Below are 18,952 nucleotides of genomic sequence, written 5' to 3' on the forward strand. Positions count from 1 at the left end.
TCCGCCCAGGAGAACCTTATGCTGATCAAGAAAATCCACCACGTCGCGTACCGCTGCCGCGATGCGAAGGAAACCGTCGAGTGGTACGAAAAGCACCTCGGCATGAAGCTCGTGCTTGCGATCGCCGAGGACGAAGTGCCGTCGACGAAAGCGCCGGACCCGTACATGCACATCTTCCTCGACGCCGGCCAGGGCAACGTGCTGGCGTTCTTCGAACTGCCGACCAAGCCGCCGATGGACCGCGACCGCAACACGCCGGACTGGGTGCAGCATCTGGCGATGGAAGTCGGCTCGGTCGAAGAGCTGCTCGCGGCGAAGGCACGGCTCGAAGCCGCCGGCATCGAGGTCGTCGGCCCGACCGATCACACGATCTTCAAGTCGATCTACTTCTTCGACCCGAGCGGTCACCGGCTCGAACTCGCGGCGAACACCGCCACGCCGGAAATGCTGCAGAAGCTCGACGCGGTCAAGCGGGAGATGATCGAGGAATGGTCGCGCACCAAACAGGCGCCGCAGCACGCACGCTGGATGCACGACGGCAGCATGAACCGGGAAGGGGGCGCACGATGAAGCTCGCGACGCTCAAGCGCGGCGGGCGCGACGGCACGCTGGTCGTCGTCAGCCGCGACCTCACGCGCTGCCAGCCGGTCGCCGCCATCGCGAAGACGCTGCAGGCGGCGCTCGACGACTGGGACGCCGTCGTCGACGACCTCGATCTGGTCTACGACTTGCTCAACCACGGGCGGGTCGGAAAATTCGGCCGGCATGTGATCCCGTTCGACCCGGCGCAGTGCCATTCGCCGCTGCCGCGCGCGTACCAGTGGGCGGACGGTTCGGCGTACGTCAACCACGTCGAGCTCGTGCGTCGCGCCCGCGGTGCCGAGCTGCCCGAGTCGTTCCAGACCGATCCGCTGATGTACCAGGGCGGCTCGGACAGTTTCATCGGCCCGCGCGATGACATCGTCGCGGCGAGCGAGGACTGGGGGATCGACTTCGAGGCCGAAGTGGCGGTCATCACCGGCGACGTGCCCCTTGGCGCCTCCGCCGACGAATGCGCGCTGAAGATCCGCCTGCTGATGCTCGTCAATGACGTTTCGCTGCGCAACCTGATTCCGGCCGAGCTCGCGAAAGGCTTCGGTTTCTTCCAGTCGAAGCCGGCCTCGGCGTTCTCTCCGGTCGCGGTCACGCCGGACGAGCTCGACATGGCGTGGCACGACGGGCGCGTGCATCTGCCGCTGCGCGTGACGCACAACGGCCAGCCGTTCGGCTGCCCGAACGCCGGCGTCGACATGACCTTCAACTTTCCGCAGCTGATCGCCCATGTCGCGAAGACGCGCGAGCTCGAAGCCGGCTCGATCATCGGTTCGGGCACCGTGTCGAACAGGCAGGGCGGGCTGCACGGTTCGAGCATCGAACACGGTGGCGTCGGCTACTGCTGCCTCGCCGAAGTGCGGACTTACGAGACGATCGAAACCGGCACGCCAAAGACGCCGTTCATGCGTTTCGGCGATCGCGTGCGGATCGAGATGCTGACCGCGCGCGGCGAGGACGTGTTCGGCGCGATCGAGCAGACGGTGGTGCCGCTCGATCGCTGACGGTCAGACGCCCCACACGACCGGTACGCCGTCCTTCAGCGACGATTGCAGCATGTCGAGCAGCGGCCACGCGCGCTGGGCGAGACCGACCGGCGCGCCCATGCCGGTCTTGCCCGCGGCGGCGGCGGCCTCCTTTTCTTCCTCGGTCTCCTCGTCACGCGCAGCCTGCCGTGCCTTGTCCTCGTCGATCGCGACGCGCAGCCGCTCGATCGCGTCGGGCAGTTGTTCGACGGTGACGATGCCTTTCACGTCTTCCGGATCCTTGCCGAGGATCGCGACCAGCTTCTTCGCGACGTCGGCGAACATGATGACGTCGGCGGCGGCGTCCGATTTGAATGTGTACAGCATCGCAGATCTCCTCAAAGTCCCTTCACTGCGTATATCCCCGGCGCGTTGCGCCAGTAGCCCTTGTAGTCCATGCCGCAGCCGAACAGGAAGCGGTCGGCGACGTCGATTCCGGTGAAATCCGCCCGCATCCCGGGGTAGGCCTTGCGGTCGTGCACCTTGTGCGCGAGCACCGCGGCCAGCACTTCCTTCGCCCCTTCGGCGCGCAGGTACTGCAGGATCGCGTGCAGCGTGTGGCCTTCGTCGAGGATGTCGTCGAGCACCAGCACGGTGCGCCCGCGCAGGTCGGACGTCGGGCGCACGCGCCAATCGAGCTGCGTGCCCTTCAGCGCATGGCCGTAGCGCGTCGCGTGCAGGTAGCTGACTTCGAGCGGGAAGGGCAGCCGCGGCAGGATGCGACCGGCGAGGATCAGTCCCCCGTTCATCACCGTGTACACCATCGGATTGCTGCCGGCCAGCTGCGCGGTGATTTCCGCCGCCATGCGCGCAAGCGCAGCATCGACCGTAGTGGCGTCGGCGAGGCAATCGGCCTCCTCGCGGGCGCGGATGATTTCGTCCATATCGACCGGCATTGCAGCAGCCTCCTGAAGCATTACGAAAACGTCGGATCGGCCATTCTACCGGGCGATGGCCGCGGTTCCCGGTTCAGCGCGGGCCAGCGGGCGGCTCCTGCCTGACAAACCGGTCCGCTACGTGAGGCTGCAGCCGGCACCGGAAGTTTCGCGGGCGGGAGCCCAAATCGCTACAGGCGGGCGGCGCGCCAGCGCTCGAACGCCCCGAGCGCGGGTGCGAACCGCTGGCCGAGCTTCCTGAAAACGATCCAGCCGAGCCACGCCCGGCGCGCCACGCGCAAGGTCGCGCGCGGCCTGACGAGCGCCACGATCAGCACCACGGAAGACAGCAGCGGGACGTGCTCGCGCGCCCAGCGCACCTGGTCGCGCGCCCGGTCGACGAGGTCGAGCGCGGATTCGATGCCGCGCAGGTGCCGGAGCATTTCCGTGCGCTGCTGGTCTGCCCGGATCTGCAGCCGCTGCTTCTTCAGCGCCAGTTCGACGAGCTTGGGGTTCATTCCTTGTGCCGCACCGCTTCGCGATCGCGCGCGAGTTCAGCGAGGCTGGCCGCGAACAGCCGGGTGCCGCGCCGCAGATCGGCGGCGGCGTTGGAGGCGGTGAACAAGCCCGCGCCGAACAGGGCCGCAGTGCCGAGCCCGAGGGCGAGGAGGCGATGCTCTTCCCAGAACAGGACGGTGAGGAAAATCGCCAGGAACACGATGCCGAATCCGACCAGCACCGCGGTGAGCACGATGTTCAGCAGCAGGCTGGCGAGGCGCAGCTTTTCTTCCTGCACCTCGACGACGAGCAGTTCGAGCCGCGACTGGACGATCCCCAACCCCGAATCCAGGAGGCCGCGCAGGCTGGCGGCCAGACGCGGCCTCGAATCCTCCGGCATCGGGTATCAGCGACGCCCGGCCAGCAGGCCGAGCAGGAACGCGATGCCGGCGGCGACGCCGACCGATTGCCAGGGATTCTTGTGAACGTAGTCGTCGGTCGCAAAGGCGACTTTCTTCGTCTGTTCGCGTAGCGCGGATTCGGCATCCGCGATGCGGTCCTTGGCCGTGACCAAGCGGTCGCCCAGCCGCGTGCGTACATCGGTGAGCTTCTCGCCTGCCTGGCCGGCGGTCAGTTTCAGCAGTTCCTCGGCATCCGCGATCACCACCTTGAAGTCTGCGACGAGCTTGTCGCGGGACACCGTATCGGTTGTATTCAGCATGTTGCTATCCCCTCTTCAGGTCATGACATCCGCGCGGACGCGCGAGCTAAGTACACGCTAGCTCCATTCCCAAATGAAGGCAAATCGTGAGTGAAATGATGCATTCGGGGAGTGCGCCGGATTGACGTCACGCGACCGTAACGGCCGCGTCACTGCGCCGCAATGCACGGTTTCGAGAATGCCGGCATCGAACGGCAGGAGGTCAGCGTCATGCTCCAGAAACGGCACGTACCCGCGAAGCGCGCGGCCCGCAATCTCCATGTCGGGCTCGCCGGCTGCGAGACCGAGATCATCGAGGCGCAGAAGCTGCGCTACCGGATCTTCGCCGACGAGATGGGCGCCCGCCTGTCATCCCGCACGCCGGGCGTCGATCGCGACCTCTACGATTCCTTCTGCGAGCACCTGATCGTGCGCGACGAGGATGCCGGTCGCATCGTCGGCACCTACCGTATCCTGTCGCCGTCGGCAGCGCGCCGCGTCGGCGGTTACTATTCCGAGAACGAGTTCGACCTGACGCGTCTGCACCATCTGCGCGACCGGCTCGTCGAGATCGGGCGCTCGTGCATCGATGCCGAATATCGCACGGGCGCGGTGATCACGCTGCTGTGGGCGGGTCTCGCGCGCTACATGCAGGAGAACGGCTACGATTATCTGATCGGCTGCGCGTCGGTGAGCATGGCCGACGGCGGCCACGGCGCGGCCAGCCTCTATAATCGGCTCAAGGACGTGCATGCATCGCCGCTCGAATACCGTGTGTTCCCGCGCTGCCCGCTGCCGCTCGATCGGCTGCGCGGCGACCTCGACGCCGAAGCGCCGGCGCTAATCAAGGGGTATCTGCGCGCCGGCGCGTGGATCTGCGGCGAGCCAGCCTGGGACCCCGATTTCAACACCGCCGACTTGCCGATCCTGCTGCCGATGAACCGCGTCGACGGCAGATACGCCCGGCACTTCCTGGGACGCACAGACTGAACGCTTCCACCTTTCCCGTCCCGACGAGCCGCCTCGTCCGCGCGTGGCGGCTCGTCCGCGTCGGGCTTCATCTCGCCAGCGGCGCGGCGACCGTCCTGACGGTATTTCCGCTGGTCGGCGCCTCGACCCGGCTCGCGCTTCGGCAGCGCTGGTCGCGCCGGATGCTGGCTGTCCTCGGCATCGAGCTGCGCGCCCACGGTGCCGCGATCGAGCCGGGATGCCTGCTCGTCGCGAACCACATCTCCTGGCTCGATATCTTCGTGATCAACGCGCTCGTGCCGTCGGCCTTCGTCTCGAAGGCCGAGGTGCGCGGCTGGCCGCTCTTCGGCTGGCTCGCGGCGAAGAACGAGACCGTGTTCCTGCGCCGGGGCAGCCGCGGCCACGCGAAGATCATCAACGCCGAGATCGGCGCGCTGCTCGACGCCGGGCGCAATGTCGCGATCTTCCCCGAAGGCACGACGACTGACGGCAGCCAGGTCCTGCATTTTCACGCCGCGCTGCTGCAACCGGCGATTGCATGCGGCCACGCGGTGCAGCCGGTCGCGATCTCCTACCGCCGGCCGGACGGCACGTTCAGCCGCGCGCCGGCCTACGACGGCGATGTGACGCTCGGCCAGTGCCTCGTCGCAATGCTCGCCGAGCCGCGGATCGTCGCCTGCACGCTCGCTGCCGAACCGTTGCCGTCCGGTCCCGGCTCGGATCGTCGCAGCCTCGCGCAGGCCGCGCGCGCTGCCGTTGTCATCGGTATCGGGCGGGAATACGCTCCGATCGAACGCCCGCCGCGCGTCGAGGAGCGAAGCCATGACCGGGTTTCCGGCGGAAGTCCCGTTCAACCCTGAGGCGCGCAGAAGCAGAGTCAATGGTCTGACTCCGGCGGGCATTATGCAGCAGGGGGTGTCCGGTCGAGGCCCCGGCCACCGTGACGTCCCGCGTCGCCCCGAGACTTTCGCCCGCGCCGCGTTTATCATCGCATCGGCATAATGCCGCTCGCACACGCCCGCCCGCTGCGGCGCTCTTTTGGTCCACCGTCCGCCAGAAGGAAAAAGAACATGTCGAAACGCAAGGCCCTGCTGCTCGCCGTCGGCCTGCCCTTGTCCGTCACCGCGCTGGCCGCCGCGGCCGAGGCGCCGGCTTCCGCGCTGTGCGTCAAGGGCCGGGCGGTCAGCGTGCTGTACGGCGGCGACTGGTATCCCGCCAAGGTGCTCGACGGCCCCGACCGCATGGGCACCTGCCTCGTCTCCTACGACGGCTACGGCTCCAACTGGGACGAATGGGTCAATGCGAAACGCATGCGGTCCGCGGCAGCCAGGCAGGCGCAGACCGTTTCGACCGACCCCGCGACAGCGCCGGCAAGCGCCGGGTCGGACGCCGTTCCCGCCGGAAAGTACGGCTGCTACACCTTCGACAACGGCCAGCTCAACTATGCCTATACCGACGTCGTCATTCAGGCGGACGGCCGCTACGCGGTGGGCGACAAGGGCGGGCGCTATACCCTGTCCGACGGCGGCGCGATGCGCTTCACCGGCACCATGGCAAACGCCACCGGCAAGTTTACGGTGAAGAATGGCGGCAAGCCGCAGATCGATCTCGTGTTCAACGGCGACGCGCGGGCGTCGATGAGCTGCCCGAAGGCGCGCTGAGCGAAGGTCCGACATGCAGCACTTCGCCTCGCGGCGCTTCCTGTTGCCCCTCGACATCGCGACTGCCCTGCCCGTGCCGGCTGGCGCAGGCGCCGAACCCGCTGGGCGTCGAGTGGGCCGGCATCACCGGACGCCTCGAGCTGGTCATGCTTGCGGCCGATGCGTTCGCCGCATCGGATAAATCGTGGTTCGAATCCGGCCAGACAGGCTACCTTCCAGGCGCTTTTTTTACCCGCCCATGAAGCGGGTCGTGCATCGCCAGCTGTCGTACCCTACCGGGTGGGAACCGGGGCTTGGGCAGGGCGGTACAGAACCAGTCGATAGGTTCCCAGGCAAATCACCCAATCGAACAATAGTGTCCAGATGTTATGGGATAGGAAGTGAGCGCCCTGCATCATGCGCCCCACCGAAAATACTGTTCCCAGGCTCAAGGCCAGAGCAAGCGCATATCTGGCCGCACGCGGCCGACGGTCACGCAGGAAAAAGAACACGGCGATCAGCGAGAAGCCTGCGGAAGCGCGGCCACCCGGCCAGCAGCGTCCGGGTTTACTCAGAAGGCGGGAAGTAAGGCGACATGGTGGGGAACTTTCGCCGTCCTGGCGATCCGATGAGGATGAAACGAGACGGACGAAAACTGGATCACGGGACGCTGGAAACGATTCGTAGGATGGCCATTGAGCGGGTGCGGGAAGGCGAAGCGCCGAGCCAGGTGATCGCCAGCTACGGATTTCATCGCAGCGTGATCTATCGCTGGCTGAAAGCGGCGGCGGGCCGCGGCCATGGGCTGCGGGCGCTGGCGTCGCATCCGATCACTGGACGGCCCCCGAAACTCACCGCGCAGCAGGCGCGGCAGGTATTGCGCTGGATCGACGGGCACTCGCCGATGGAACATGGCTTCGACACCGGGCTGTGGACACGGGGCTTGGTACGGGACTTGGTGCAGAGCAAATTTGGCATCACCCTGAGCCTGTCCTCGATTGGTGCGCTGCTGGCGCGACTGGGCCTGACGGTGCAAAAGCCGCTGCAGCGCGCTTACCAGCGTGATCCGGCGGCGATTGAGCGCTGGCAGCACGAGACCTATCCGGCGCTGATGCGGCGCGCCAGGGAAGAGAAAGCCGAGATTCTCTTTTGGGACGAATCCGGCTTTCGCGCCGACGCCGTGCAGGGCAGGACTTGGGGCGCCAAGGGTCGCACACCGGTGGTCGCGGTGCCCGGGCAGCGGCAAAGTATCAGTGCGGCCTCGGCCGTCAGCATGAAGGGCGGCTTCTGGTTCGCCATCTACCCTGGGGCATTGAACGGCGAACTGTTTGTGGACTTGCTCAGGAAGCTGATGCACCGCCGCAGGAAGCCATTGCACCTGGTGCTCGACGGACTGCCCGCCCACAAGAAGGCGGGGGTCAAGACGTATGTCGCCAGCACGCAAGGCAAGCTGACGCTGCATTTCCTGCCGGGCTATGCCCCCGACCTGAATCCGGATGAACTGGTGTGGAGCCACGCCAAGCGTACCGGCAACGCCCGCCGGCCCCTGCAAAAAGGCGAGACCCTGCAAGAACGTGTGCATGACCAGTTGGCCGATATCGGCAAGCATCCCGCCTTGGTGCGCTCTTTCTTCAAGCATCCCAGTGTCGCCTATATTTCCGCCTCATGAGTAAGGGTTGGGGTTCTCTCGCTCAACAAGGGAGTGTAGGTTTCCGAGCCGCCAAAATCTCTCAGACTCCAGGGGCAGTGAACTGCCGTCAGTGTCTTCAAGGGCGTAACGATGCTGGTGGAAACGACCAAGGCCAGCACCAGATAGCCGAGCGAGCGGCGCCGGACTTTAAACCTTGTCGGCAACAAGCTCAGCAGGAATCCCGCGATAGCCAGTATCCCGACGGTGATGACCGCTTGCTTTGCGCGGTCGTGAAGCACGTCCTCAAGAAACCAGCTGTGTTTGCCGATGAACCCAGTCTGTGAAGTGTAGAACAGTTTAGAGATCGCAAAATCGATACCGGTCGGGTCGCTTGCCAACAGGAGCAGCATTAACGCGAGCGGAATACCCAGGCCGAGGTAAAAGTTGAACGGCCTGGATATGTCCGAATTGGCAACGGAAGGCATAGCGATATTTTTGGCGACACCCGGACTATGGGCGCCAGTATGGTGGTAGATATTGTCAGCGCTGGCTGAGCTGGGTCGGGTTCTGTCGGCCAGGCTGCCAGCTCAGCAGCCCTTGCGAGTAGTCGTAGCTTGCTCCCTGGTAATAGGCGACATCACGTCGAACCAGCGGATCTTCGAGCCCGGCATTCGACTCATGGGTCATTTGAAGCGCGTCGTCGTGACGGCGCACCGCGCGACGAGGGCTCAGAATCGCCAGATCCTTTCCATCGAACAGCCCCAGGTTTTGGTAGTTGCCGATCAACGCGCGGCCTGGCGCAGCGTCGTCCCGCAGCACGTTGCGTCCGAAGAAGGTTGAGACGTAATCCATGTTGAGGAGGCCAAGCAGGGTCGGTGCGAGATCGATTTGACTGGCCAAACCCGAGAACTCACGGGGCTCGACGAACTTCGGTGCGTAGATGAGTAGCGGGATGTGGTAATTGGCCACGGGCAGGTCTTCCGTTCCGGCGCTTCCGGCTGTGTGATCAGCGACGAAGATGAAAACGGTCTGATCGAACCAGGGTTTCCCGCGTGCCTGGTCGAGGAATCGGCCAATGGCGTAGTCGGTATATTTCACCGCCCCTGCGCGACCGTCTCCCGAGGGAATGTCTATACGCCCTTCCGGATAGGTGTACGGCCGATGGTTGGACGTCGTCATCAGTTGCAGGAAAAATGGCTTTCCGGCGGAATGATCCGAATCCGCCTCTTTGATCGCTTGGGTATACAAGTCTTCATCGGACATGCCCCAGGCGTTCTTGAAATGGATATCCGCTTCGGCGACGCTGCTCTGATCGACGATGCGATAGCCATTGCCGCCGAAGAAGGCATTCATGTTGTCGAAGTAACCGCGCCCACCGTATAAGAAGACACTGTCGTAGCCCTGCGCATTGAATTGTTGTCCCAGGCTGGCAAAACCACTTTCCCGGCCAATTCGCTTGACGATAGAACGTCCGGGAGTTGGCGGGATCGCGAGCGTGATGGCTTCGAGCCCGCGATCGGTACGCGTACCGGTGGCGTAGAAGTTATTGAAGAACAGGCTTTGTTTGCGCAATTTGTCCAGGTTCGGCGTCAGGTTGCGTGCGTCACCAAAGCTGCCCATGTATTTGGCACTCAAGCTTTCGATGGTCACCAGCACCACGTTCAGCGCCACAGGTATGCCTGGGTTGTCGATAGCCCGGCGTATATCCAGGGGATCGGTGCCGATGAAGCGGCCGTTGGGTTCGCTCACCTCCTGGCGAAGCTGGTCGGCCACCTCGGGCAGGGGCAGCGTCGCATAAAACCCGGGATATTCCAGTTCGTTGTTGCGGAACGCCGCGAAGAACTGGTAGGGGCCATTGGCAGCCAGCTCCCGTTGATAGGCATTGCCGCCGATACCGCGGGGAAATTCCTGGCTGACCCCCAGCCCGATCATCACTGCAATGATCGACAACCCGCCCAGCTTCTGCCAGGTGTGACGCCATGGCAGCAGGGGTGCGCGCACGGCGGCGTCGATAATATTTCGCAGCAACGCCGCACCCGCGACCGCCATCAGTGCCAGCAACGCCAGCAGCGGATAAACGGGATAGGACTCGAGAATGTTGTTGACCACTTCATCCGAATAAACCAGGTAGTCCACCGCGATGAAATTGAAACGTACGCCGAACTCATCCCAGAATAGCCATTCGGCCACGGCAGTGAACAACATGGCGAACAGGCTGATCGCCACCAATACATGCAGGAACTGAAGGTGCCAATGCGTCTGCCAGATACGCCGCGGGCACAGCAACAGATAAAGCGACAACGGCAACGCCGCGAAAGTCAGAAAGGCGAGATCATAGATGATGCCTATGCCATAGACGGCGAACAGTTGGCTATTAACCCGGCAATCAAATAGATTTTGATATAATTCGGGCATGGAAAAGATCGACGCCCGCAAGCTCCCGCCCGAAGCACTGGAGCACATTCGCCGCCAAGCATTTGTCCTGCGAAAGCAAGGTTACGCGTGGGCGCACATCGCTGAGGTGTGCGGGGTTCATGTCGGCACCGTGTTGAAATGGGCGCGTCGCGCCCAAGCCGACAGCGTCGATACGGTGATCAAGGGCGGACAACGTGGCCGTCGCCATGGCTCGGGGCGAACACTGACGCTGGTTCAAGAGGAGCAGTTGCGCTTGAAGATCATTGGCTCGAATCCCGCCCAGCTGCAGCTCGAATTCGCGCTGTGGAATCGCCGCGCGGTCATGCTCGCCATCAAGCAGCTCTTCGGTATCGACATGCCCATTCGCACTGTCGGCGAGTACCTTCGGCGTTGGGGCTTCACCCCGCAGCGGCCGGTCAAGCGCGCACTCGAGCAGGATCCGGCCCGGCTCAAGGCGTGGCTCCAGGAGGAGTACCCGCAGATCGTCACCCGTGCCAAGGCCGAAGATGCCGAGATTTACTGGGGGGACGAGACTGCCATTCGCCAGGACGCGAACTGGGTGCGCGGCTACTCGATGGCGGGGATGACGCCTGAGCTTCGACTGCCGGCCGGTCGCCATGGATCGACGTCGATGATCTCGGCGATCACCAACCAGGGCTTGGTGCGCTTCTCGTTCTTCGAAGGGGCCATCGATGCCGAGCGTTTCATCGTCTTTTTGAAAGATCTGATTAAGGACGCTCAGCGTAAGGTGTTCCTGATCGTCGACAACCTGCGCGTGCATCGCGCCAACCGTGTCCGAGAGTGGGCCGCCGAGAACGCCGAGAAGATCGAACTGTTTTACCTGCCGCCGTACGCGCCTGAGCTCAACCCCGACGAGTATCTGAACCGGGATCTGAAGACGACGATACGCTCCGGGCCAATTGCCAAGACCGCCGCCGCACTTCTTGAAAAGGCGCGAACCTGCATGGAGCGCATTGCTGCGATGCCGGATCGAGTGCGTTCGTATTTCAGCCATGAGCACGTTCGGTACGCCCAGTAAATTAGCTATTTGATTGCCGGGTTAATAACGCTGACGCCGGCATCATTGAAATGGCCGACGAGGAGCACGCTGCGGGTCAGCAAGAACAACGCCAGCCAAATAGTGAGAATTAGCGAGAGGTAGCGGAGCTGAGCAGATCGGGGCCAGAGCATTGTATGATTTGTTGTGGATGAACGGGCCGCAGTCTGCCGACGAACGCGTGAGCTGTTCGTAAAAGCGCTGTGAAAAAAACATCATTCCTCCTGTCGTGAGCCCGCCTATGCGCATTCTCGTTATCGAAGACAATCGTGACATTCTCGTCAACGTGCTCGACTATCTGCAGCTCAAGGGCTACATCGTCGACTGTGCCCAGGACGGGTTGAGCGGTTTGCACCTGGCGGTGACCGAGCAGTACGACTTGATCGTCCTGGACATCATGCTGCCGGGTGTCGACGGCTATCAGGTGTGCAAGCGTCTTCGCGAGGATGCGGGGCGTGACACGCCCATCATCATGCTCACGGCGAGGGATGCCCTGGATGATCGTTTGCGGGGCCTCAATGCCGGGGCTGACGACTACTTGATCAAACCCTTCGCTCTGTCGGAACTGGTTGCACGCATCGAGGCAATCCTTCGGCGAAGCCAGGGGAGCCGCACGCGACTTCTACAGGTCGGTGATCTTTCCCTTGACGTGGATACGCTGCAGGCCACCCGTGGCGGGCGGGCGCTCAAGCTCAACCCGATCGGCTTGAAGCTGCTCGAAATCCTCATGCGAAGAAGCCCGGCTGTGGTTCGTCGAGATACGCTCGAGGAAGCCCTATGGGGGGAGAACCTGCCGGAAAGCGACAGTCTGCGCAGCCATATCCATCAGCTGCGCCAAGTCCTCGACAAACCTTTCGCAAAGCCGCTGCTGCATACCATTCACAGCGTTGGTTATCGCCTGTCGGAGAGATCCGATGCTGTCTAAACAACCCTTTGCACGCCGTATCGTCATTGCTTTCACGCTAATGACCCTGGTTGTAAGCGGAATATTTTCGCTAGGTATCGTTGGCATCGTCCATTCCATCGAGCGGCATCTTGTTTCCGAGGAGCTCAATCGCGAAATGAACCTCGTGCTTCACGATGTCGGACAGGGGCTGCCTCCCCGACTCGATTCCAGCACGCGCTTTTTTGCCACGACTTCTTCCGAATCCCGGATTCCGGAGCTGTTCTCGGAAACCCCGCCAGGTTTCGCCGAGGTGGTGGACGGCGAAGACGCCTTTTATGTCTACACGCGCGAGATCAGGGACCAGCGTTATCTGCTCGTGCAGGAGCAACACGAGTTCGAAGCGCGGGAGCAGGCCTTGTTCGATGTAGTGCTGGCCGGTTTTCTGCTTAGCGTCGCGGGAGCTTGGCTGCTCGGCCGATTGATGGCGCGCAAGGTCATGGCGCCAGTGACAAGGCTGGCTCAGCAAGTCCAGCATCGGGACCAGCTTCATCCGGTCGCACCTCCTTTGGCGGCGGAATACTCCGACGACGAGATTGGGCATCTTGCCTCCGCGTTCGACAGCGCGCTCGGGGAATTGCAACTTTCGTTGGAGCGCGAGCGCCTATTCACTAGTGATGTCAGCCATGAACTGCGCACTCCCTTGATGATCGTCGCGACCTCCTGCGAGCTCCTGGAAGCCGTATCCCTGCCTCCCCGCGAAAGGGATCTGGTAGCACGCATCGGCCGCGCGGCCGAGGAGATGGGTGATCTGGTCCAGACTTTCCTGACGCTGGTGCGAATGAGGCCTGAAGAAGTTTCTCTGGGCGGAGAGGCTTCATTGGCGAGCGTTGCTGCGGAGCAAGGCGAGCGCTGGGGGACACCGATGCGCGACAAGGGTCTCCAGTTCGAGTTTCTTGAGGAGGGTAACGACGGGGCGTGTTACAACCGCACCTTCCTGCGCACCGTAATGTCCAATTTGCTGCGTAATGCGCTGCATTACACAGATTCTGGTACGGTGCGTCTGGTTCTGCAGAAAGGCGGGTTCCGCGTCGAGGATACCGGCCTGGGAATTCCACTGGATCAACAGGATCGTATTTTCGAGCCGTTCGTGCGCGGCGAGCGTGCGCGGGGTGAAGGTTTGGGCTTAGGACTCTCGCTGGTGAGGCGAGTCTGCGCACATCAAGGATGGACGATCAGCGTAAGTGACCTCTTGCCCCGAGGGAGTTGTTTCCTCGTCGTGCTGGATCATGCGCCCTGAAGATTTTCACAGGATAGGCCCGGCTTCGCTCAGGACAGGCTTGTCGAAGGGCCATCACAGGGCTTTCGACAGGCTCAGCCCGAACGGTATTTCGTTGCCGCGTTAATAGCCTGCATGGCCGTATCGTCCAGACACTACGACGAATCAGGCCCACCTGAACCTCTTTTGTGAATATGGCGAATGAGCCAACCGCGTCGACGATGGCTGGTGGTGTGAGGCAATCTCCTTCCTGCTCGGTGAACCCCGTTGACCGGGCTTGGAATATCGGCAGATCTGCGCGTATGCCGTTTCCGGCGGTAACGTGGAAGTCCCCGCGAGCCGTCAGAAGCTGAAATCGTAATCGACAGCCAGGGGCGCGTGGTCGCTGAAGCGCTCCGCTTTGTAGACCGCGGCCGACTTCGCAGTCGCGGCGATGCCCGGCGTCGCGATCTGGTAGTCGAGGCGCCAGCCGACGTTCTTCGCCCACGCCTGGCCACGGTTCGACCACCACGTGTAGCCTTCGCCGCCGGCGTCGGGGTACAGCCGGCGATAGACGTCGACCCACGCCTGCTCCTCGAGCACGCGGCTGAACCAGGCGCGCTCCTCGGGGAGGAAGCCGGAATTCTTCTGGTTCGACTTCCAGTTCTTCAGGTCGATTTCCTTGTGCGCGATGTTCCAGTCGCCGCAGACGATGATCTCGCGGCCGCAAGCGCGCAGCGTCGCCAGATGTGGCAGGAAGCGCTCCATGAAGCCGAATTTGATCTGCTGCCGCTCCTCCGAGCTGGAGCCGGACGGCAGGTACAGCGACACCACCGACAGCGGGCCGAAATCGAGCTGCAGGAAGCGGCCTTCGGCGTCGATGTCGGCGATGCCGAGTCCTTCGACGATGCGGTCGGGCTGTCGCCGGGTGTAGAGCCCGACGCCGCTATAGCCTTTCTTTTCGGCGTGGTGGAAGTAGCCGGTGTAGCCATCCGGCGTGCGCACCGCGTCGGTGAGGTCGCCGGCCTGTGCCTTGAGCTCCTGCACGCAGACGACATCGGCGTCCTGCGCGGCGAGCCAGTCGAGGAAGCCCTTGCTGACCGCCGAGCGGACGCCGTTGAGGTTGAGGGTGATGACGCGTAACATTCTGCCGGATAAGCTCAAAGTGGATGCAAGACGTGGATTTTAGCCGGGATTTCATTGCATTGGCCTGCACCAAAGGGGTGCTGCGCTTCGGTTCGTTCGTGACCAAGGCCGGGCGCAATTCGCCGTATTTCTTCAACGCCGGCCTGTTCGACGACGGCGCGTCGTTCCGCGAGCTGTGCGGCTTCTACGCGCGGGCGATTCAGGCTGCGGGCGTGCCGTGCGACATGCTGTTCGGTCCGGCATACAAAGGCATTCCGCTTGTCGCCGGGGTCGCGATCCGGCTCGCCGAGCAGGGCGTGAACCTGCCTTTCGCGTTCAACCGCAAGGAAGCGAAGGACCACGGCGAAGGCGGTACGCTGGTCGGTGCGCCGCTCAAGGGCCGCGTGCTGATTCTCGACGACGTGATTTCCGCCGGCACGTCGGTGCGCGAGTCGGTCGAACTGATCCGCGCCGGCGGGGCTGTCCCGGCCGGTGTGGTGATCGCCCTCGACCGCATGGAGCGCGGCAAGGGCGCCCAGTCGGCGGTCGAGGAAGTGCGCGCGAGCTTCGATATTCCGGTGATCGCCGTGGCGACGCTCGACGACCTCATCGGCTACCTCGGCGACAGCCCGGAACTCGTCGCGAATCTCGACGCGGTGCAGGCCTATCGCGACACGTATGGCATCTGTTCGCCGCGCTGAGCTGCTGTGCATGGTGCTTTTGGCGCTGCCGCCCGTGGTCGCCGCCCAGAGCGAGCGCACGATCTATTGCTGCGAGGACGCGAATGGCAGGCCGGTGTGCGGCGATGTGCTGCCGACCGTCTGCTATGGCCGCGCCTATCGGGAAATCAGTCCGCAGGGCACCGTGCGCAGGCATATCGCGGCGCCGCTGACGAGTCGCGAGATCGCGCAGCGCGATGCCGAGATGCAGCGCCGCAAGGACGAAGAGGCCCGCCTGCTCAAGCAGCGGCGGCTCGACCAGGCGCTGCTCGAGACGTACACGAGCCTCGAAGACATCGACAACCGCCAGGACCGCGCGATCGCGGACATCCGCGGCGAGATCGAAACGGCGCGTGCCCGCGAAACCGAGCTGCTGGGCGAGCGCAGGCGCCTTGCCGAAGAGGCCGCGGCTTACCGCGGCAAGGATCTGCCGCGCAATATCGTGGTCGCACAGCAGAGCGTCGATGGCGAACTCGCGGCGCAAAAAAGCATCATCGATGCGAAGATTCGCGAAACCGAGGCGGTGCACGCGCGTTTCGCCGCCGACCGGCGTCGCTACGCCGAGCTGATCGCGGCCGGAGAAGGGCACCGCTGAACGTTCTCCGCGGGGCGCCGCACGACGCTGCGTTCGCTGCGCGCCGGCCCTGCGGCGCGCGCGATGCATGTGACGGTTTTCAGGAGAACTGATGAGCCAGCCCGTTGAAAAGGTGGTCCGCGCGGCCTGCCCGCACGATTGTCCCGATACCTGCGCGATGGAAGTGACCGTCGCCGACGGCCGGGCGGTGAAGATCCGCGGCGCCGACGACCTGCCGTTCACGAACGGCGCGCTGTGCCCGAAAGTCGCGCGCTACCTCGAACGGGTGTATTCGGACCAGCGCCTGCTGCACCCGATGAAGCGCGTCGGCCGCAAGGGCGAAGGCCGCTTCGAGCGCATCGGCTGGGACGAGGCGCTCGACACGATCGCCGCAAAGTTCGGCGCGATCGCCGCCGACGATGCGCGCGGCATCCTGCCGTACAGCTATGGCGGCACGCTCGGCTTCGTGCAGGGCGGCAGCATGGATTTTCGCTTCTTCCATCGCCTGGGCGCGTCGCTGCTCGATCGCACGATCTGCTCGTCGGCGGGCGTGGCCGGCTGGAAGGCGACGATCGGAGCAATGGTCGGCACGGACCCGGAAGCGCTCGTCGACGCGAAGCTGATCCTGATCTGGGGCGCGAACCCGGTGGTGTCGAACCTGCACGGCTGGCGCTACCTGCAGGAGGCGAAGCGACGCGGCGCGAAGCTCGTCTGCATCGACCCGCGGCGCACGCAGACCGCGGAAAAGTGCGACGAGCATCTCGCGCCGTGGCCCGGCACCGACGGCGCTCTTGCGCTGGCGATGATGCAGGTGCTGATCGATGATGACCTGATCGACCGCGACTACATCGCAGCGCACACGCTCGGCTTCGACGCGCTCGCCGAACGCGTGAAGCCCTGCACGCCGGAATGGGCGGCGCCGCTGACCGGCCTTTCCGCCGATGCGATCCGTCGCCTTGCGCGCGAGTACGGCAGCGTCAAGCCCGCGGCGATCCGCCTCAATTACGGGCTCAACCGCTGCGGCGGCGGCGGCATGGCGGTGCGCAACGTCGCCTGCCTGCCGGCGCTGACCGGCGCGTGGCGCCATCCCGCCGGCGGCGCGGTGCTGTCGACGTCCGGCAATTTTCCGGTCGACCAGCAGGCGCTCGAGCGGCCGGACCTGTACCCGCACGCGCCCGGCCGCCCGCCGCGCACGATCAACATGGCGACGATCGGCGACGCGCTGCTCACCGTGGACGACCCGCCGATCCGCGCGATCTACGTCTACAACTCGAATCCGCTCGCGGTCGCGCCGGACAACCGCCGGGTGCGCGAAGGCTTCGCGCGCGAGGATCTGTTCTGCGTCGTGCACGAACTCTTCCAGACCGACACCGCCGACTACGCCGACATCCTGCTGCCGGCGACGAGCCAGCTCGAGCACCGCGACCTGCACAAGTCCTACGGCCACCTGTACGCGGTCGACAACCAGCCGGCGATCGCGCCGCTCGGCGAGGCGAAGCCGAACACCGAAGTGTTCCGCCTGCTCGCCGCGCGGCTCGGCTTCACCGACCCGGCGCTCGCCGAGTCCGACGACGCGATCGCCGCGGCGGCGTTCAAGCGCCGCGACAACCGTGTGTATGGGCTGGAACGCGGCCTTGCCGGGCAGGGCTGGGCGCGCCTGAATCTGCCGCGGCCGTTTGCGCCGTTCGCGAAAGGGGGTTTCTTCACGCCGTCGGGCAAGTGCGAATTTTTCTCCGCCAGCCTTGCCCGGCAAGGGCACGACCCGCTGCCGGCGTGGGTGCCGCCGCACGAGTCGCCGGTCAGCAACGCGGCGCTCGCGGTGCGCTATCCGTTGGCGATGATTTCGCCGCCGGCGCGCAACTTCCTCAACACCAGCTTCGCGAACCTGCCGCGCTTCACCGAGCAGGAACGCGGCCCGTCGCTCGAGATCCACCCCGCCGACGCGGCAGCGCGCGGCATCGTCGAGGGCGACCGGCTGCGCATCTTCAACGAGCGCGGCGCATTCCACGCGCGCGCAGTGCCGACCGATCGCGTGCGCCCCGGCGTCGTCGTCGCGCCCTCGGTGTGGTGGCGCAAGCTGTCCGGTGATGGCGAGAACGCGAACGCGGTGACATCAAAGGCGCTGACCGACATGGGCGGCGGCCCGACGTTCTATGACTGTCTCGTCGAGGTCGCAAAGGACGCGCACGATGACTGATGCGCAGACTTTCGATGCCGTCGCCCGCCTCATCGCCGATGCCGGCCGCATCCTCTTCATCACCGGCGCCGGCATCTCGGCCGATTCCGGCCTGCCGACCTACCGCGGCATCGGCGGGCTCTACCACGAGCGCCTGACCGACGACGGGCTGACGATCGAAGAGGCGCTGTCGGGCGAGATGATGGAGGCGCGCCCCGAGGTCGCGTGGAAGTACATCGCCGAGATCGAGGCCAACTGCCGCGGCGCCGCGCCGAACATCGCGCACCGCATCATCGCCGCGCTGGAGCACGAGCGCCCCGGCGTGTGGGTGCTGACGCAGAACGTCGACGGCCTGCACCGCGCGGCCGGATCGCGCAACCTCATCGAGATCCACGGCAGCGTGCATCGCCTGCGCTGCACGGAATGCAAGCACGCGCGCTCGGTGCCCGACTATTCGGGGCTGCGGATTCCGCCCGGCTGTCCGGTGTGCGGCGGGGTGTTGCGGCCGGACGTCGTGCTGTTCGGCGAAATGTTGCCGGAAACCGGCCTGCGCCGGCTGGAGGCGCTGCTCGACAACGGCGTCGACCTCGTCGTGTCGATCGGCACCACCAGCGTCTTCCCGTACATCTCCGGGCCGATCTGGTGGGCCGATCAGGCCGGCGTGCCGAGCGTCGAGATCAACCCCGGCGAAACCGGAGTCAGCGAGATCGTCACGCACCGTCTGCGCCTGCGCGCGGCGGAGGCGATGCCGGAACTGTGGCGGCGCCTGCATCCGGAGCGGCCGCTGGAGGATTGAGCCCGAAGGCCGTAAGGGGAG

Annotated in this window: 22 protein-coding genes; 13 read left to right on the top strand and 9 right to left on the bottom strand. The window is 64.6% G+C overall.

Features of this window, described 5'->3' with window-relative positions:
* The first annotated feature begins 18 nt into the window (after nucleotides 1-18).
* Together pbN1_RS09760 and pbN1_RS09765 are read left to right on the top strand one after the other, a co-directional pair.
* Nucleotides 19-570: a VOC family protein gene (locus pbN1_RS09760; RefSeq protein ID WP_169204061.1), complete on the top strand. Its 552-nt coding sequence runs from the start codon at nucleotides 19-21 to the stop codon at nucleotides 568-570.
* Nucleotides 567-1,595, top strand: a complete 1,029-nt coding sequence (locus pbN1_RS09765; protein ID WP_169204062.1) for a fumarylacetoacetate hydrolase family protein — start codon at nucleotides 567-569, stop codon at nucleotides 1,593-1,595. The genes pbN1_RS09760 and pbN1_RS09765 overlap by 4 nt, the downstream gene beginning before the upstream one ends.
* Nucleotides 1,596-1,598: 3 nt before the next feature.
* Here the strand turns inward: pbN1_RS09765 and pbN1_RS09770 are convergent, their stop codons facing one another.
* From pbN1_RS09770 to pbN1_RS09790, 5 genes are all read right to left on the bottom strand, one after another.
* Nucleotides 1,599-1,943, bottom strand: a complete 345-nt coding sequence (locus pbN1_RS09770; RefSeq protein WP_169204063.1) for a DUF1840 domain-containing protein — start codon at nucleotides 1,941-1,943, stop codon at nucleotides 1,599-1,601.
* Between the two features lie 11 nt (nucleotides 1,944-1,954).
* The gene (locus pbN1_RS09775) at nucleotides 1,955-2,512 is read right to left on the bottom strand and encodes a hypoxanthine-guanine phosphoribosyltransferase (protein ID WP_169204064.1); all 558 of its coding nucleotides are present in this window, start codon (nucleotides 2,510-2,512) and stop codon (nucleotides 1,955-1,957) included.
* A gap of 170 nt (nucleotides 2,513-2,682) precedes the next feature.
* A complete protein-coding gene (locus pbN1_RS09780; protein WP_169204065.1) occupies nucleotides 2,683-3,009 on the bottom strand; it encodes a YqjK-like family protein in 327 nt (108 codons plus the stop codon).
* The gene (locus pbN1_RS09785; RefSeq protein WP_169204066.1) at nucleotides 3,006-3,389 is read right to left on the bottom strand and encodes a phage holin family protein; all 384 of its coding nucleotides are present in this window, start codon (nucleotides 3,387-3,389) and stop codon (nucleotides 3,006-3,008) included. The genes pbN1_RS09780 and pbN1_RS09785 overlap by 4 nt, the downstream gene beginning before the upstream one ends.
* 6 nt (nucleotides 3,390-3,395) lie before the next feature.
* A complete protein-coding gene (locus tag pbN1_RS09790) occupies nucleotides 3,396-3,710 on the bottom strand; it encodes an ElaB/YgaM/YqjD family protein (RefSeq protein WP_169204067.1) in 315 nt (104 codons plus the stop codon).
* 210 nt (nucleotides 3,711-3,920) lie between these two features.
* On the opposite strand from pbN1_RS09790, the gene pbN1_RS09795 reads away from it, so the two are divergent.
* From pbN1_RS09795 to pbN1_RS09805, 3 genes are all read left to right on the top strand, one after another.
* Nucleotides 3,921-4,679 carry a GNAT family N-acetyltransferase gene (locus pbN1_RS09795; protein ID WP_169204068.1) on the top strand — a complete coding sequence of 253 codons (759 nt, stop codon included), beginning with the start codon at nucleotides 3,921-3,923 and terminating at the stop codon, nucleotides 4,677-4,679.
* A gap of 161 nt (nucleotides 4,680-4,840) precedes the next feature.
* The gene (locus pbN1_RS09800) at nucleotides 4,841-5,518 is read left to right on the top strand and encodes a lysophospholipid acyltransferase family protein (RefSeq protein WP_244857230.1); all 678 of its coding nucleotides are present in this window, start codon (nucleotides 4,841-4,843) and stop codon (nucleotides 5,516-5,518) included.
* A gap of 210 nt (nucleotides 5,519-5,728) precedes the next feature.
* Nucleotides 5,729-6,319 carry a hypothetical protein gene (locus pbN1_RS09805; RefSeq protein WP_169204069.1) on the top strand — a complete coding sequence of 197 codons (591 nt, stop codon included), beginning with the start codon at nucleotides 5,729-5,731 and terminating at the stop codon, nucleotides 6,317-6,319.
* A gap of 272 nt (nucleotides 6,320-6,591) precedes the next feature.
* Here the strand turns inward: pbN1_RS09805 and pbN1_RS09810 are convergent, their stop codons facing one another.
* A complete protein-coding gene (locus tag pbN1_RS09810; RefSeq protein WP_244857256.1) occupies nucleotides 6,592-6,873 on the bottom strand; it encodes a phosphatase PAP2 family protein in 282 nt (93 codons plus the stop codon).
* A 20-nt stretch (nucleotides 6,874-6,893) separates the two neighbouring features.
* On the opposite strand from pbN1_RS09810, the gene pbN1_RS09815 reads away from it, so the two are divergent.
* Nucleotides 6,894-7,967 (top strand): IS630-like element ISAzo30 family transposase, encoded by a 1,074-nt coding sequence (locus pbN1_RS09815; protein ID WP_169204322.1) that lies wholly within the window; start codon nucleotides 6,894-6,896, stop codon nucleotides 7,965-7,967.
* Here the strand turns inward: pbN1_RS09815 and pbN1_RS09820 are convergent.
* Nucleotides 7,949-8,413 (bottom strand): phosphatase PAP2 family protein, encoded by a 465-nt coding sequence (locus pbN1_RS09820; protein ID WP_244857231.1) that lies wholly within the window; start codon nucleotides 8,411-8,413, stop codon nucleotides 7,949-7,951. The genes pbN1_RS09815 and pbN1_RS09820 overlap by 19 nt on opposite strands.
* Nucleotides 8,414-8,468: 55 nt before the next feature.
* Nucleotides 8,469-10,343, bottom strand: a complete 1,875-nt coding sequence (locus pbN1_RS09825) for an LTA synthase family protein (protein WP_244857232.1) — start codon at nucleotides 10,341-10,343, stop codon at nucleotides 8,469-8,471.
* Here pbN1_RS09825 and pbN1_RS09830 point away from each other — a divergent pair.
* The 3 genes from pbN1_RS09830 (at nucleotide 10,342) to pbN1_RS09840 (ending at nucleotide 13,583) form a co-directional block, all read left to right on the top strand.
* Complete coding sequence (locus pbN1_RS09830) at nucleotides 10,342-11,382, top strand: IS630 family transposase (RefSeq protein ID WP_169204321.1); 1,041 nt, start codon at nucleotides 10,342-10,344, stop codon at nucleotides 11,380-11,382. The genes pbN1_RS09825 and pbN1_RS09830 overlap by 2 nt on opposite strands.
* A gap of 259 nt (nucleotides 11,383-11,641) precedes the next feature.
* Nucleotides 11,642-12,325, top strand: coding sequence for a response regulator transcription factor (locus pbN1_RS09835; RefSeq protein WP_011237690.1), 684 nt, complete (start codon nucleotides 11,642-11,644; stop codon nucleotides 12,323-12,325).
* Nucleotides 12,315-13,583: a sensor histidine kinase gene (locus pbN1_RS09840; RefSeq protein WP_169204131.1), complete on the top strand. Its 1,269-nt coding sequence runs from the start codon at nucleotides 12,315-12,317 to the stop codon at nucleotides 13,581-13,583. The genes pbN1_RS09835 and pbN1_RS09840 overlap by 11 nt, the downstream gene beginning before the upstream one ends.
* A 321-nt stretch (nucleotides 13,584-13,904) precedes the next feature.
* On the opposite strand, the gene pbN1_RS09845 is transcribed toward pbN1_RS09840, so the two are convergent.
* The gene (locus pbN1_RS09845; protein WP_169204130.1) at nucleotides 13,905-14,687 is read right to left on the bottom strand and encodes an exodeoxyribonuclease III; all 783 of its coding nucleotides are present in this window, start codon (nucleotides 14,685-14,687) and stop codon (nucleotides 13,905-13,907) included.
* A 32-nt stretch (nucleotides 14,688-14,719) separates the two neighbouring features.
* Between pbN1_RS09845 and pyrE the strand changes: the two genes are divergently transcribed.
* The 4 genes from pyrE to pbN1_RS09865 all read left to right on the top strand — a co-directional run bounded on the left by pyrE (nucleotide 14,720) and on the right by pbN1_RS09865 (nucleotide 18,931).
* The gene (pyrE, locus tag pbN1_RS09850; RefSeq protein ID WP_169204129.1) at nucleotides 14,720-15,367 is read left to right on the top strand and encodes an orotate phosphoribosyltransferase; all 648 of its coding nucleotides are present in this window, start codon (nucleotides 14,720-14,722) and stop codon (nucleotides 15,365-15,367) included.
* A complete protein-coding gene (locus pbN1_RS09855) occupies nucleotides 15,345-15,980 on the top strand; it encodes a DUF4124 domain-containing protein (RefSeq protein WP_169204128.1) in 636 nt (211 codons plus the stop codon). The genes pyrE and pbN1_RS09855 overlap by 23 nt, the downstream gene beginning before the upstream one ends.
* A gap of 91 nt (nucleotides 15,981-16,071) precedes the next feature.
* On the top strand, nucleotides 16,072-18,156 hold the full coding sequence (locus pbN1_RS09860; protein WP_169204127.1) for a molybdopterin-containing oxidoreductase family protein: 2,085 nt from the start codon (nucleotides 16,072-16,074) through the stop codon (nucleotides 18,154-18,156).
* Entirely contained in the window at nucleotides 18,149-18,931 is a 783-nt protein-coding gene (locus pbN1_RS09865; protein ID WP_169204126.1) for an NAD-dependent deacylase, read from the top strand. Before pbN1_RS09860 ends, pbN1_RS09865 begins: the two co-directional genes overlap by 8 nt.
* Nucleotides 18,932-18,952: the final 21 nt, after the last annotated feature.

The organism is Aromatoleum bremense, from assembly GCF_017894365.1.
Taxonomy (GTDB): domain Bacteria; phylum Pseudomonadota; class Gammaproteobacteria; order Burkholderiales; family Rhodocyclaceae; genus Aromatoleum; species Aromatoleum bremense.